The 13,198-nt window shown below is 66.2% G+C and carries 11 protein-coding genes; 4 read left to right on the forward strand and 7 right to left on the reverse strand.

All coding sequences use genetic code 11. The features are described from left to right. Positions 1-45: 45 nt before the first annotated feature. Positions 46-2,070 carry a TonB-dependent receptor plug domain-containing protein gene (locus AAEO60_RS12040; RefSeq protein ID WP_341673951.1) on the reverse strand — a complete coding sequence of 675 codons (2,025 nt, stop codon included), beginning with the start codon at positions 2,068-2,070 and terminating at the stop codon, positions 46-48. A gap of 108 nt (positions 2,071-2,178) precedes the next feature. Between AAEO60_RS12040 and AAEO60_RS12045 the strand changes: the two genes are divergently transcribed. Genes AAEO60_RS12045 through AAEO60_RS12055 form a run of 3 tightly spaced genes read left to right on the forward strand, consistent with a single transcriptional unit; the run spans position 2,179 to position 5,605 of the window. Beyond that, on the forward strand, positions 2,179-2,733 hold the full coding sequence (locus AAEO60_RS12045) for a nuclear transport factor 2 family protein (protein WP_341673952.1): 555 nt from the start codon (positions 2,179-2,181) through the stop codon (positions 2,731-2,733). Next, positions 2,730-3,428, forward strand: a complete 699-nt coding sequence (locus AAEO60_RS12050) for a FecR/PupR family sigma factor regulator (RefSeq protein WP_341673953.1) — start codon at positions 2,730-2,732, stop codon at positions 3,426-3,428. The genes AAEO60_RS12045 and AAEO60_RS12050 overlap by 4 nt, the downstream gene beginning before the upstream one ends. Then, positions 3,425-5,605: an outer membrane protein assembly factor BamB family protein gene (locus AAEO60_RS12055; RefSeq protein ID WP_341673954.1), complete on the forward strand. Its 2,181-nt coding sequence runs from the start codon at positions 3,425-3,427 to the stop codon at positions 5,603-5,605. Before AAEO60_RS12050 ends, AAEO60_RS12055 begins: the two co-directional genes overlap by 4 nt. 33 nt (positions 5,606-5,638) lie before the next feature. Here the strand turns inward: AAEO60_RS12055 and AAEO60_RS12060 are convergent, their stop codons facing one another. The 5 genes from AAEO60_RS12060 to AAEO60_RS12080 all read right to left on the reverse strand — a co-directional run bounded on the left by AAEO60_RS12060 (position 5,639) and on the right by AAEO60_RS12080 (position 11,066). After that, on the reverse strand, positions 5,639-5,860 hold the full coding sequence (locus tag AAEO60_RS12060; protein WP_341673955.1) for a hypothetical protein: 222 nt from the start codon (positions 5,858-5,860) through the stop codon (positions 5,639-5,641). Between the two features lie 155 nt (positions 5,861-6,015). Next, positions 6,016-6,153: a hypothetical protein gene (locus AAEO60_RS12065; protein WP_341673956.1), complete on the reverse strand. Its 138-nt coding sequence runs from the start codon at positions 6,151-6,153 to the stop codon at positions 6,016-6,018. Positions 6,154-6,473: 320 nt separating this feature from the next. Further along, a complete protein-coding gene (locus AAEO60_RS12070) occupies positions 6,474-7,943 on the reverse strand; it encodes an aldehyde dehydrogenase (RefSeq protein WP_341673957.1) in 1,470 nt (489 codons plus the stop codon). A gap of 10 nt (positions 7,944-7,953) precedes the next feature. Continuing rightward, positions 7,954-10,161 (reverse strand): PQQ-dependent dehydrogenase, methanol/ethanol family, encoded by a 2,208-nt coding sequence (locus tag AAEO60_RS12075; protein WP_341673958.1) that lies wholly within the window; start codon positions 10,159-10,161, stop codon positions 7,954-7,956. Further along, a complete protein-coding gene (locus AAEO60_RS12080; protein WP_341673959.1) occupies positions 10,158-11,066 on the reverse strand; it encodes an SDR family oxidoreductase in 909 nt (302 codons plus the stop codon). The genes AAEO60_RS12075 and AAEO60_RS12080 overlap by 4 nt, the downstream gene beginning before the upstream one ends. A gap of 86 nt (positions 11,067-11,152) precedes the next feature. On the opposite strand from AAEO60_RS12080, the gene AAEO60_RS12085 reads away from it, so the two are divergent. Continuing rightward, positions 11,153-12,724: a tannase/feruloyl esterase family alpha/beta hydrolase gene (locus tag AAEO60_RS12085; RefSeq protein ID WP_341673960.1), complete on the forward strand. Its 1,572-nt coding sequence runs from the start codon at positions 11,153-11,155 to the stop codon at positions 12,722-12,724. Here the strand turns inward: AAEO60_RS12085 and AAEO60_RS12090 are convergent, their stop codons facing one another. Then, positions 12,725-13,198, reverse strand: a complete 474-nt coding sequence (locus tag AAEO60_RS12090; RefSeq protein WP_341673961.1) for a methyltransferase family protein — start codon at positions 13,196-13,198, stop codon at positions 12,725-12,727. It lies immediately after the preceding gene.

The following is a 13,198-nucleotide window of genomic DNA, read 5'->3' on the forward strand; positions in this document are numbered from 1 at the left end:
GACTTCTCCCCAATGCTTCCCTTTTGCAGGTGCCCGGGGAGGAGTTCAATAGCCCCAGCGCAGGCCGATCCAGCCGGTCAGCGGCGTACCGATATCCATCGATCCGCCCTGGTTGCGGGTAATGATCACCTCGTCGAACAGGTTCTCCACCCGGCCGATTACCGACAGGTTGCTGACCAGAGGCACCTGCGCGAACAGGTCCACCGTGGTCGCGGCGGGCAGGACGTCGTTTTCCTGGTCGCCTTCGAACTGGTCGGAAACATGCCGCAAGGTCGCCGCAAGCCGTCCGCCGTCCATGAAGTTCCAGCTGGCCGTCAGGCTGGCGGCAAGGTCGGGCGTCTGCGAGGGGCGGTTGCCGTCCAGCGGCGCGGCAAAGCCCGTTCCCACCACCTCGGCATCGACCGCCACCAGCGACCCGTCGAGCCGGAAGTCACCCATGTCGAAACCCATGATGACCTCCACGCCCTGCGCCTCGATCGCGTCGAGGTTGCGGCGCTGGCGCAGGTTGGTGCCGATGGTGACATTGGCGATGGCGTCTTCCACCTTGTTGTCGAAGTAGGTCAGCGACAGGTCGAACACATCGAAATCGAAGTCCGCGCCGACTTCCCAGCCGCGCAAGGTCTCGGGTTCCAGCGCCTCGTTGGCCTCGGTCACAACGGGGAAGACCACGAAGGGCCGGTAGAGCTCGTTGAGCGTGGGCAGGCGGAAGCCGGTGTAGGCCGCCGCGCGCAGGGTCACCGCATCGTTCACGTCGAACAGCGCACCGGCGCGCCAGCTGACTTCCCAGTCACTGCGGTCGGGATAGGTATCATCGCGCACCACGGCACCAGAGCCGTCGAAGGCCTGATAGTAGCCGTCGCGGATCGTGTAGCGATCTGCGCGAATGCCGCCGGTCAGGGTCAGCGCACCGATCTCCCAGTCATGTTCGGCGAACAGGCCGAAGTCGGTGTTCACGCCGCCAGCGAAGCGGTTTTCGGTGAGGTTTCCGCTGAAGGCGGAGTAGGCATCCTCGAACAGGTCGCCTTCGCTGCGGCGATAGTCCGCACCGAAGCGCAGGGTATGGTCTTCACCCACGGGCGGGCGGATCTCCAGCTTGCCGCCCAGGCCTTCGGCAGGGGTATCCTTCTGGTCCAGCACGCGCACGAAACGGGTGGAGGAAATCACGACATTGGTGAAGTTGCGCCACTGGCCATAGGCGAGCGCGTCGACTTCCCACGGGCCGCGGGTGACGAGGCGGAGCGAGACGTCCTGACCTTCGATGGAGTTGTCGGCACCGTCGAAACGCAGGGTGCGGTTGTCCTCGAAGGCAAGCACGCGGGCCTGCACTTCGACATCTTCGCCCAGCTGTTGCACCAGTCGCCCGCCGGCAGACCAGCTGTCGTAATTGGCACGGCTGGTGGCAGCGACACGGTCCGCTTCGGGCGTGGTGAAGAAACCGTCGCCGCGGTCCCAGCGGCCATGGACCACGGCATAGCCGCCGTCCCACTGCGGCGCGGCGCTGGCGGCAAGTTCGGTGTCGCCGCGATCGTTGATCAGGCCGTAGGCATTGAAGGTCTGAAGGTCGGCAGAGGTCACGCTTTCCAGCTCGATCGTGCCCGCCAGTGCGCCGCCGCCGAAGGGGCCGGAGCCGCCGCCGCGCGTCACGCGGATCTGGCCCAGTCGCGACGGGTCGACCGCACTGTAGGGAATGTAGCCGAAGAACGGATCGCCCATCGGTACACCGTCGAGCAGCACCAGTGCGCGGCTGGAGGCATTGCCGCCCAGCGCCCGCAACGTGGCTCCCTGGGCAGAGGGGTTGGCCGAGCGGCTGTCCGAGCGACGGAACTGCTGGAAGCCCGCCACGTTCTCCAACACGTCTTCCAGCTGGCCGGAGCCGCTGGAGATGATCTGGTCGCGGTCGATCGTGATGGTCGAATAGGCCGGCGTACCCGGCGTTTCCGGGAGGCCTTCACCGAGGACGACGATGACATTGTCCTCGCTTGCAGTCGAATCGTCCTGATCGTCATCCTGCGCAAGAACTGGCGTGGCAATTAAGAGGCTAGCGGCACTGGCAAGCAGCAGTTTCTTCATGGTTCGTGGCATCCAAATTGATTTTGTCCGGTTCTTTAGCGGCCAAATCTTGCCGCGTCACCCCGCGTTTGGCAAAGAAGGGTTCAAGAGACGGAGCGGGAGGGGTTCATGCGTATTGTCCTGGCAGGCTTTGCTGCCATTTTGCTGACAGCTTGCGGCAGCGAGGTTCCGGAGGAGACGGCAGCTCCGGCGGCCAGTGCCATCCCGCCCGTACCGCCTGAATTGCCGCAGGACCACCAGGCGCTGCTCGCCAGCGACGATCCGCAGCTGGAAGCGAACAAGCGGCTGGTCTACGACATGTACCGGATCGTGTTGCAGGCGGGCCTGGCCGACCGCGCGGGCGAATTCATCGCCGAGGACTATATCCAGCACAATCCCAACGCCGACCAGGGCCTTGCCGGATTGCAGGACTACGTCCGCCGCACCCGCCCCGAACGCGAGATCGAGGACCGGCTGGAACTGCCGCTGATCCACATCATGGCGGAAGGCAACTACGTCACCATCGCTTTCCTCCGCTCGCAGGTCGATGCCGACGGCCAGACCTATTTCTCGACCTGGTTCGACATGTTCCGCATCGAGGACGGGCTGATCGCCGAACACTGGGACCCGATGCTCAAGACCGACGAGCAGATCGACCCGAACGAGCAGCGGCTGGAGGAGTGACGAAGCGGCTGCTGATCGCGTTGGTCGTTCTCGCCGGACTGGCCGTGGGCACGGCCTTGCTGTTCCGCGACCGGCTGCACGGCCTTCTTGTCGGTGACGACACAAACTCGCACGCCGCGTTCGAACGCTGGTTGGCTGCGGATGCCGAACACGGCCAAGCCTTCGGACGTTTCGAAACCTTCCTGCAATCGCAAGGGGTGAGCGGCGTGGTGCCCGACTGGCAATTGCTGCGGATCGACACCAACCTTGCCGCGCGATGCGACCAGCCATCCTTCGCCGTGCCGCCCGAGGGTCTGTGGCCGCGCATCGTGCCCGCGTTGCGGCTGGTGCGCGATCGGGTCGAGCCGCTGGTCGGCGAGGTGGAGGTGCTGTCGGCATTCCGCCCGACTGCGATCAACACCTGCGTAGGCGGGGCTTCGGGCAGCAAGCACATGGCCTTCGCCGCGCTCGACCTCGCCACGGTAGACCGGCAGCACGACGCCGCTTTCTTCACCAGCCTCTGCGCCATGCAGGCCCGTGCCGGTCCTGCCAGCCGCATGGGCCTGGGCGCCTATTTCGACCCCGCGGACCCTGACCGGGCGCACGGTCGCTTCCACATCGACGGCGAGGGTTTCCGCAACTGGGGCTTCGATTACACTTCGCGCAGCAGCCCTTGCCCGCTATTCGAGGCGCAGGAGACGGGAGACAACACATGAGGCGGATCGGGAACCTGGCGCTGGGTAGCCTACTGACAGCACTGGCGATGACACAGGTGGTGGGGCAGACCGTGCCCGACTTCCCCGGCGTCACCGACGCCGAAATCCAGGCCCCCGATGCAGCGGACTGGCTCAGCTGGCGGCGCACGCTGGATAGCTGGGGCTATTCGCCGCTCGACCAGATCAATACCGGCAATGTCGACCAGTTGCGCATGGTCTGGGCCATGCCGCTCAATCCGGGGCACCAGGAAGGCACGCCGCTGGTGCATGACGGGATCATGTATTTCCCCGGCCCTGCCGACACGATCTACGCCGTGGACGCGCGGAGCGGCCAGCAAATCTGGACCTACGCGCGCGACCTGCCCGACGATATCGGCCAGATCCTGCCGGTCTACGACACCACCCGCAACGTGGCGCTCTACGGCCACCTGATCATTGGCAACGGCGCCGACGACTACCTCTACGCGCTCGATGCCCGCACCGGCGAACTGGTGTGGGAAACGCAGATCATGGACTACCACAACGGTGCCAAGGTCAGCGCCGGCCCGATCATCGCCAACGGCCTGGCTATCACCGGCCGCTCGTGCCAGCCGGAAGGCGGTCCGCAGGCCTGCGTCATCACCGCACACGATGCCGAAACCGGCGAGGAAGTCTGGCGCACCAGCCCGATCGCACAGGGCGACGATCCCAATGACGCGACCTGGGGTGATGTACCGCTGGAGGACCGGCAGCAGGTCGGCGCATGGATGATCCCCAGCTTCGATCCCGAACTGGGCCTGGTCTACATGGGCACCTCGGTCAGCGCGCCGACGCCGAAGATCCGGCTGGCCGGCAATGACCTCGATTACCTCTATCACAACTCCACGCTCGCGCTCGACGTGGAGACCGGTGAGATCGTCTGGCATTACCAGCACCTGGTGGACCAGTGGGACATGGATCACACCTTCCCGCGCATGCTGATCGACCAGCAGGTGGCACCCGATCCTTCCGAAGTCGCATGGATGGCGCCCGATATCGAGGCGGGCCGCACCTATCGCACGCTGTCGGGCGTGCCGGGCAAGACCGGGGTGATCTACACGCTCGACCGCGAGACCGGCCGCTTCCTGTGGGCGCGGCCCACGCTTTACCAGAACCTCGTCAGCCACATCGACGGGGCGACCGGGCGCGTCACCGTGAACCCGGAAACGATCCCGACCGAATATGGCACCTCGATCACCATCTGCCCCGGCCCCACCGGCGGCGCGAACTATTACGCCCCCGCCTACAGCCCGCTGACGCAGACCATGTATTTCCCGCTCACCAACACCTGCGCAGAAATGTCCGCGCTCGATCCGGCTGAGGGCGATACCGGCACCTATGGCATCTCGACGCGCGCCTACTTGGCGCCCGATGTCGATGGCATGCTCGGCGCTATCCACGCGGTGAACGCGGTGACGGGACGCAGCGAGTGGACCTTCCACCAGCGCGCGGGCACGCAGTCGCTGCTGACCACCGGCGGCGGGCTGCTGTTCGGCGGCGATGCCGAGGGGCATGTCTTCGCCATGGACCAGCGGACCGGCGAGATGCTCTGGAACATGAATGTCGGCTCCTCGGTCACCGGCTATCCCGCCACCTTCGCGGTGGACGGACAGCAGTACGTGGCGGTGTCGACCGGCTTCTGGCTCTCCGACAACTTCACGCCCGAAATCCGGCACGGACGGCAGAACACGCTGTTCGTCTTTGCCTTGCCCGAGGCCGGGATCGGCCATCGCGGTCCGGAGCGCGAGCAGGTCAACCCGGCGGGCGCCATGGGCTCGGCTGACGCACCGCCGCCCGGCGGCAATATCGGCGGCTTCAGCCGTGCGGCCTCCTCGGGTGTCTTCACCAGCGCACAGGCCGAAGCGGGCCTTGCGATCTACCAGCGTTCCTGCGCCGCCTGCCACGGCGCGAACCTGCAGGGCGCGGGCGGCACGGCCCCGCTGCGCGGTGCGGCTTTCATGCGCGGCTGGCGCGGGCGCAGCGTGGCGGAACTGTTCGCCACCACCCGTGACACCATGCCGATGGGCGCTGCCGGATCGCTGAGCGATACGGACTATCTCGCGGTGACGGCCTACCTGTTGCAGCAGAACGATTATCCGGCAGGCAACACGGCCCTCGAGCCGGACGAAGCGCTGCTGGCGGCGATCGGGATCGACTAGTCGCGGTCCTTGGCCCCGACCGGGCCGGACGCCTCAGGCGAACAGGTTGTGTTCGTGATCCCGCTCGAGCGGGCCGGGGACGTCGAGGTCGCCCGGCTCTTCCGCCGCGTGATCGGCTGGCAGGGCGAACGGCGCACACCAGAACCTGAAGCACTGGTCCGTCGCGGCCAGCATGGTTTCGAACCATGCCGTCATCATCTGTTCGCAAAGGGCGAACTGCGGCGGCAGGTCGTCGTGAGGTTCAGTCGCAGCCATGGCAAATACCTTTCGTCGCGGAGTGCGATACAAAGGTATCATAGATCGCGCGGGAGCGGCAGCATTGTGCCGCATCAAAACTGCGCAGGCTGCTCCCGGCGTCAACAACGGTGAGGGATTACCGGCCGGCGCGCAAGACTGACGGGAGGAGCGCGTCACTTCCGACGCGGGTCGGACTCCTTTCCGCTTGCCGGGCCGATGATCGGCCGGACGCCGAACGCGGCGAGGATTGCGGCGCGCCGCATCGCCCGGCTGCGAACCTTGCACGGCTTCCAGCTATGAAGGCGGATCATCGCTAACCTCCCTTTGGGGGGTTTGCGCGCCGGCGGAGCTAGAACCGGCGCGCAACTGGTGACGAGCGGCGACTCCGGACACCGACCGGCCTTGAATTTCTTGAGTGCCAGCGTCCTCGCTCCGTGTTTGCCTGTCCCGGCAGTCTATCGGACGGTGACGGTGTGCCTCCATCGGGTGAAGGCCCGATGCGCCCTCGGGAGAAGCGGCAAGCGGCGATGCTCAGGAGGACGCGAGGCGGCAATCGTCCTCGCGCAGGGTCAGGATGTCATCCGTCAGCTGCGCGGCACGGCCGGCATCGAGGCTAATTGACCGGACGCACTCAGGCCTGCACGGCCCCGTCCGTCAGGATCGTCTTGGTCTCGACATAGGCATGGATGCCCTCGTCGCCGCCTTCGCGGCCAATGCCCGACTGCTTGAAGCCGCCGAAGGGCGCGGTCCATTCCATGCGCATGCCGTTCTGGCCGACCACGCCGGTCCGCACGCGGCGGGCGATATCGTAGGCGGCTTGCGCATCATTGGTGAAGACCGAGCCGTTGAGGCCGTAGTCGCTCTCGTTGGCGATGCGGATCGCGTCTTCCTCGTCCTCTGCCGGGATCAGGCACAGCACCGGGCCGAAAATCTCCTCCTGCGCGATCTTCGACTTGTTATCGACGTTCGCGAAGAGGGTCGGCTCGATGTAATAGCCCTTGTTCATGTGGCTGGGCCGGTGCCCGCCGGTAACCAGGTCCGCGCCGGATGCCTTGCCCGCCTCGATATACATCTCGATGCGTTCGAGCTGGCGGCGCATGGCCACCGGACCGAGCTGGGTCTCCGGGTCTTCGGGATGACCGATCTTCACGCCCTTCATCACGCCCGCGATGGCCTCGGCCAGTTCGTCATGCCGCGCCCTGGGTACGATGGCGCGGCTGAGCATGGCGCAGACCTGCCCGCTCATCACGGTGATCGTGTTGCCAAGGATCTGCGCCGCTGCCTCGGTGGGGAAATCGTCGCGGATGATCGCGGCCGACTTGCCGCCAAGCTCAAAGGTCGCGCGCACCATGTTGCCGCCCGCCACGCTGGCGATGTGGCGACCGGCGGCGCTGGAGCCGGTGAAGGTAATCTTGTCGATGTGGGTCGAATGGATCAGGTGATCGGCAGCCTCGCGGTCCGACGGGACGAGGTTCACCGTGCCGGCGGGCATGCCCACGGCTTCTGCCGCTTCGGCAATGATATAGGCTTCCAGCGGGGTTTCCGGGCTGGGCTTCATCACCACGGTGCAACCCGCGATGAGGGCGTAGAACACCTTGTTCGCCATGATCGCAAAGGGACCGTTCCACGGGGCGATGGCAACAACCACGCCCACAGGCTCGCGCACCACGGTGACGGTGTCGACGGCCATGCCGGGCCGCTGCTCCACCCACTGGAACCGCTCACCCAGCGAGGCAATGCCGCGCAGGCCGGCAACGCCGCCCGCATGCATCGGTCCCGCCGCGCTGGCGAGGCCGCCGATCTGCGCCGTCCATGCGGCAGCCAGTTCGGGAACGCGCGGCTCCAGCACGTCGACGAACTGCATCAGCTTGGCCATGCGCTCCAGCGGCGGCGTCTTCGGCCAGGGGCCATTGTCGAAGGCCTCACGGGCAGCGGCCACGGCAGCGTCCATGTCACGGTTGCCCGCATGGGCGACCCGCGCGACGACTTCCTCACTTGCCGGATTCACCACCTCGATGGAATCGTTGCCAGCAGGTTTCACCCACTCGCCGCCGATAAACAGCTTGTCGGGGTGTTTGATGTTCACGCCTTCGGGGGTCATGGCAGGTCTCCTAGAAGTTAGAGAGAATGGTCAGCGACTGGCTGTCGAGCGGCAGGCCGCGGCGTTGCAGTTCCAGTTCGCGTTCGCGCAGCGGGCCCTGCACGCTGATGAGCCAGGCATGGATTGCGCGCACCTCTTCGGGCGACAGGCGATCGCCGAATGACGGCATGCCGTTCATCACGAACAGGCCTTCGCGCACGATCTGGTCGAAGCCCGCGTGCACGTTGGGCTGCATGCGGCGCAGGTCCGGTAAGGGCGCGCGCGGCTGGTTGGAGTGGCACATGGTGCAGTTCTCCGTGAACAGCGCGTTGCCCATGGCGATCATTTCCGGCGTCACGCCTTCCAACTGCTCCGGCGGGGCAGGAGCGGGTTCGAGCGGCGGGAGATCGTCGGGAACAGCTACCTCGCCGCCACCAAGGCGGAACACCAGCAGGCGGTTGGTGAAGCCCTTGTTGTAGGCCGCCGAGTAGCCAGGCACGAAGCCCCAGCCACCGCCGCCCCAGCCTGCCTGCACGGCGACATATTGCACGCCGTCCACGCTGTAGGTCATCGGCGCGGCCATGATCGTGGTGCCGGTTTCCATGGACCACAGTTCCTCGCCGGTATTGGAATCGCGGGCGAAAATCGTGCCGGCAGAGTTGCCATGGAAAACCAGCCCGGTCTGGGTGGCGAGCACGCCAAAGCGATCCTGCCAGCCAAGCCCGTCGACCGCCCACTTGGTTTCACCCGTCAGCGGGTCCATCGCGCGCAGCTGGCTGGAAAAGGGTTGGTCCAGCACCCATTGCCAGCTGTCCTCGGCCTCTATCGCCGCGCGCAGCGGCGGCGGCAGCGTTGCGGCCGCTGCCTGCAGGTCGCTGGTGAAGATGATCGCGGCGCCGGCATTCAGGAACTTCTCCTGATATTCGGCCTCGGACGGATCGCCGGTGAGGAACATCAGGTTCCCCATGTCCAGCACCTGCGCGAAATAGGTGTCACGCGTGGGATCGTAAGCCGCCGGATACCAGTTACGCGCGCCCGGCGATGCCGGGTAAACGATCTTCGGACCCTGCGAATAATCGGCCTGGTCCATGGTCATGTTGAAGCTTTGCGTTTCAACATCGAAGCCATCGGCCCAGTTGGTGCGCACGATGGGGTTGGCCGCATGGGCATATCCCGTCTCGCGGTCCACAACGAAGAAGAAACCGTTCTTGGGGGTGTGCAGTATGACGGGGCGTTCCTCGCCGCCCACGTCCAGCTGCGCCAGCGTCATCGGCTGGGTTGCGGTCAGGTCCCAGTTGTCCTGCGGCGTTTCCTGGAAATACCAGTTCATCTCGCCGCTCTCGCGGTCCAGCGCGACGAGCGAATTGAGGTACAGGTTGTCACCGCCGCCGGGGCTGCGGATCGCCTGCGGATAGGGGCCGCCGTTGCCGGTGCCCACGATCACCTGATCGAACTCCGGATCGTAGACGATGGCATCCCACGCGGTGCCCCCACCGCCGATGTCCCAGCGGGTGTCTTCGCTCCAGGTTTCCAGCGCCGCTTCAAGCTCCGGGTTTTCCTGTTCGCCGGAGGCGGGATCGCGCGGAATGGTGAAGAAGCGCCAGGCCTGTTCGCCGGTCTCGACGTGATAGGCCGTGACGTAGCCGCGCGCATCGTATTCTGCGCCGGCATTGCCGATGACCACGAGGTTGCCGGCCAGCTCGGGCGCGCCGGTAATGGTATAGCCGCGGGCGTGGTCGACCACGGTGTCGACGCTCCACTCCACCGCGCCGGTTTCCGCATCGAGCGCATAGAGCATCCCGTCGAGCGCACCGACCATCACCTTTCCGTCAGCCACGGCGACGCCTCGGTTGGCCTGGTCGCAGCAGGCATGTCGGTTCACCTGCATGTCGAGCTCGGGGAGGAAGGTCCACAGCTCCTCACCCGTCGCGGCGTTCAGCGCGTAGACGCGGCCGAGGTTGCCCGAGGTATACATCACCCCGTCGATCACCACCGGCGTGGCTTCCTGCACGCGAGCGGTGCCAAGGTCGTATTCCCAGGCGAGGCCCAGCTCGCCGACATTGGCAGGCGTGATCTCTTCCAGCCGCGAGAAGTGGCTTTCGGCCCAGTCGCCGCCGGGATTGTCCCAGTTCTCGCCCGCACCATAGGTGCTGGTGTCGATCGAGGACGGATCGAAGCTGTCGCCGCATGCGCCCAGCGCAAGGCTGGCAGCGGCCACCAAGGCGAAGTTGCGGATCATTTCGGCCAGGCTCCCTGGTACTGTTCGAATACGGACTTGAGCGTGCGCGGCTTGTTGCCGGTGATGCGTTCCACGTCATCGGAATCCACGTCCATGAAGCCCTCACGGATGGACTTGCCGAAGGTCACCATGCCCTCGCTCGCCCAGGGGATGGGGCCGTTCGGATCGACATCTTCTGATTTGCGCGGCACGCCCAGCGCATCGAAATAGGCGAACATGCCTTCGTCATCGACGTCCTGCACCTCGATCGGCTTGCCGGCCATTTCCGAAACCAGCGCCATGGCATCGGGCAGGGCCCACAGCTCCGGCCCGGTCACGTCGTAGGCCTTGTTCTCGTGCCCTTCCTGCGTGAGGACGCCGACCGCCGTGGCAATGCAATCGTCGCGGCTGACAATCGGCACGCGGCCCCGGCCCGCGTTCTCCGGCTTGGTGCCGGAGGTCAGTGCGGGGATCGCCATGGCGGTGGCCACGGCTTCGGCATAGAGGCTGTTGCGCAGGAAGGTGTAGGCGACACCCGACTGCTCCAGCATCTCCTCGGTCGCGATATGGTCAAACCCTTCAACCGACGGGTTACCCGGCTTCCGCGCGCCGAGCAGCGAGGTGTAGACCACGTGTTTCACACCGGCTTGCTTGGCGGCGTTGATGGCATTGGCATGCTGGCGCGGGCGTTCGCCTACCAGGGTGGTGGAAATCAGCAGCAGCTTGTCACCGCCGCGCATGGCCTCGACCAGCCCGTCCGGCGAATCGAAATCGGCGGCGCGCACTTCGGCACCGCGTGCGGCGAGGTCGGCCAGCTTGTCGGTCGATCGCGACAGGGCGATGACCTCTTCCCCCATGTCCAGCAATTGCGATGCGGCGGCATGGCCGAACTGGCCGGACGCGCCGGATACGATGATCTTGCCCAATTTTCTCTCCCAGTGCAGGCTATGGCCCTCGACGCGATCATAACGAATGTTATTATCGAGGCAACAAGAGAGGGGAGAGGGAATCCATGCGATCACACTGGTTTTTGGGGAGCGTAGCCTCGCTGGCGATCATGGCCCTGGCATCACCGGCCCAGGCGGCCTGTGAAGACCTGGCCGACTTGGCGCTGGACAGCGGCGAAGTGGTCTCCGCGCAGACCGTCGGCGCAGGTGCTTTCCAGCAACCGGGCGGCGGCGGGGTCAATCCCGGCGTGGCGGGCGGCGCTTACAGCGATGTGCCGGCCTTCTGCCGCGTGCAGCTGCGCCTCACCCCGACATCCGACAGCGACATCCGCAGCGAGGTCTGGCTGCCGATCAGCGGGTGGAACGGCAAGTATGTCGGCATCGGCAACGGCATCTGGGCCGGCTCGATCTCCTACTCGCAGATGGCCGAGCCGATTCGCCGCGGCTATGCCACGGCCAGCACCGACACCGGCCATACCGGCAACGGCCTGACCGCCGAATGGGCCGTGGGCCACCCCGAACGGCTGGTCGATTTCGGCCACCGCGCGGTGCACGTCACCACCACGGCGGCCAAGGCGCTGGTGGGTGAATTCTACGGTCGCGGGCCGGACCTGTCGTTCTGGAACTCGTGCTCCACCGGCGGGCGGCAGGGGCTGATGGCCGCCTATCGCTACCCCAACGATTTCGACGCCATCAGCGCCATGGCACCGGCCAACCCGATGACCGACCTGATGACCCAGTCGATGTGGCAGGGCTGGCAGCCGCAGCGCTTCGGCGTCGCCATGACCCCGCAGGCGCTGGGCCTCGTCCACGGCGAAGTGCTGCGCGCCTGCGATGCGCAGGACGGCGTGACCGACGGCATTGTCGGCCGCCCGCTGCAATGCCGCCCCGACTTCGCCCGCCTGCAATGCACCCCCGGCCAGACCGAGGGCTGCCTCAGCCCCGGGCAGGTAAGCGCGGTGCACAACCTGTTCGGCGGCGTGCGGGCGAACGATGGCACCTTGCTGCTGCCCGGCTGGCCCTATGGCACCGAAATGCAGATGGCCGCCCTGGTGATGGGGCAGGAGCCCTTCCCCGTGGCCATGAGCTACTTCCGTGACCTCGCCTATGCCGGGCGCGAGGACTGGGACTGGCGCACCACCGACTACCGCGAATACATGGTCGATGCGCGCAGCTATGGCGCCGACATCCTCAACGTGCCCAGCGATGGCCTCGGCCAATACTTCGCGCGCGGCGGCAAGCTGCTGCTGAGCCACGGCTGGTCCGACGGGCTGATCCCCGCCACCAACACGCTGGCCTTCCACCACGGGCTCTACGGCGCCCTGCCCGCCAGCCAGCGCGAGAACCAGCTGCGGCTGTTCATGGCCCCGGGCATGGATCACTGCGCGGGCGGCGACGGGCCGAGCGACTTCGACACGCTGGCAGCAATCGACGAATGGGCGACCACGGGCAATGCCCCCAACCGCCTGATCGCGACGCGGCCGACGCAGGTCGCGGGCTTCCCCGGCCAACCGCCGCAACCGCCGCGCGAGCCGATGGAACGCCCGCTCTGCCCCTGGCCGACCGTGGCGGTCTACGACGGGTCGGGCGATCCGAATGTAGCAGAAAGCTTCAGCTGCGGGATGCCAAACACCTGATCAGAGCCAACGGCGGGTCTTTTCCCGATAGGCCGCGAATGCCTCGGGAAAGGCTGCGCCCAGCGACCTTTCCTCGGGCACGATCTGGAAGCGGTCGATCCACAGGGCGAAAAGCACCGGGACGACCAGCGCGACCCAGTTTCCATGGCCTAGGGCGCTGCCCGCCAGAATCAATGTCATCCCGAGATACATCGGGTTGCGGGTCAACGCGAAAATGCCACCGTCCACCAATGTGCTCGCCACCCCGGGGTCGCGCGGATCGACGCTGGTCTGGTGCCGCCGGAACGTGAGTATCCCCGCGAGGATAACCCCCACCCCGGCCACGACGAGGCCCACGGCGAGCCACTTCTGTGCAGGAAAAGTGAGCGCGGCGGCAGGCAGGAACCGCTCAGCGGCCCAGATGAGTGCGAAGCCAGCAATCAGCAGCACGGCTGGCGGGATAGCCAGCTCGAATGGATGCTGCTTGTCGGCCAT

The sequence above is a fragment of the Aurantiacibacter gilvus genome, from assembly GCF_038289935.1.
GTDB classification, from domain to species: domain Bacteria; phylum Pseudomonadota; class Alphaproteobacteria; order Sphingomonadales; family Sphingomonadaceae; genus Alteraurantiacibacter; species Alteraurantiacibacter gilvus.

What these genes read in the sequence shown, in the direction of transcription:
- AAEO60_RS12085 (WP_341673960.1), top strand. Translation starts at nt 11,153, where the DNA reads ATGCGATCACACTGGTTTTTGGGGAGCGTAGCCTCGCTGGCGATCATG.
- AAEO60_RS12070 (WP_341673957.1), bottom strand. Translation starts at nt 7,943, where the DNA reads ATGACCCCCGAAGGCGTGAACATCAAACACCCCGACAAGCTGTTTATC.
- AAEO60_RS12055 (WP_341673954.1), top strand. Translation starts at nt 3,425, where the DNA reads ATGAGGCGGATCGGGAACCTGGCGCTGGGTAGCCTACTGACAGCACTG.
- AAEO60_RS12045 (WP_341673952.1), top strand. Translation starts at nt 2,179, where the DNA reads ATGCGTATTGTCCTGGCAGGCTTTGCTGCCATTTTGCTGACAGCTTGC.
- AAEO60_RS12065 (WP_341673956.1), bottom strand. Translation starts at nt 6,153, where the DNA reads ATGATCCGCCTTCATAGCTGGAAGCCGTGCAAGGTTCGCAGCCGGGCG.
- AAEO60_RS12040 (WP_341673951.1), bottom strand. Translation starts at nt 2,070, where the DNA reads ATGAAGAAACTGCTGCTTGCCAGTGCCGCTAGCCTCTTAATTGCCACG.
- AAEO60_RS12090 (WP_341673961.1), bottom strand. Translation starts at nt 13,198, where the DNA reads ATGGCCGACAAGCAGCATCCATTCGAGCTGGCTATCCCGCCAGCCGTG.
- AAEO60_RS12060 (WP_341673955.1), bottom strand. Translation starts at nt 5,860, where the DNA reads ATGGCTGCGACTGAACCTCACGACGACCTGCCGCCGCAGTTCGCCCTT.
- AAEO60_RS12075 (WP_341673958.1), bottom strand. Translation starts at nt 10,161, where the DNA reads ATGATCCGCAACTTCGCCTTGGTGGCCGCTGCCAGCCTTGCGCTGGGC.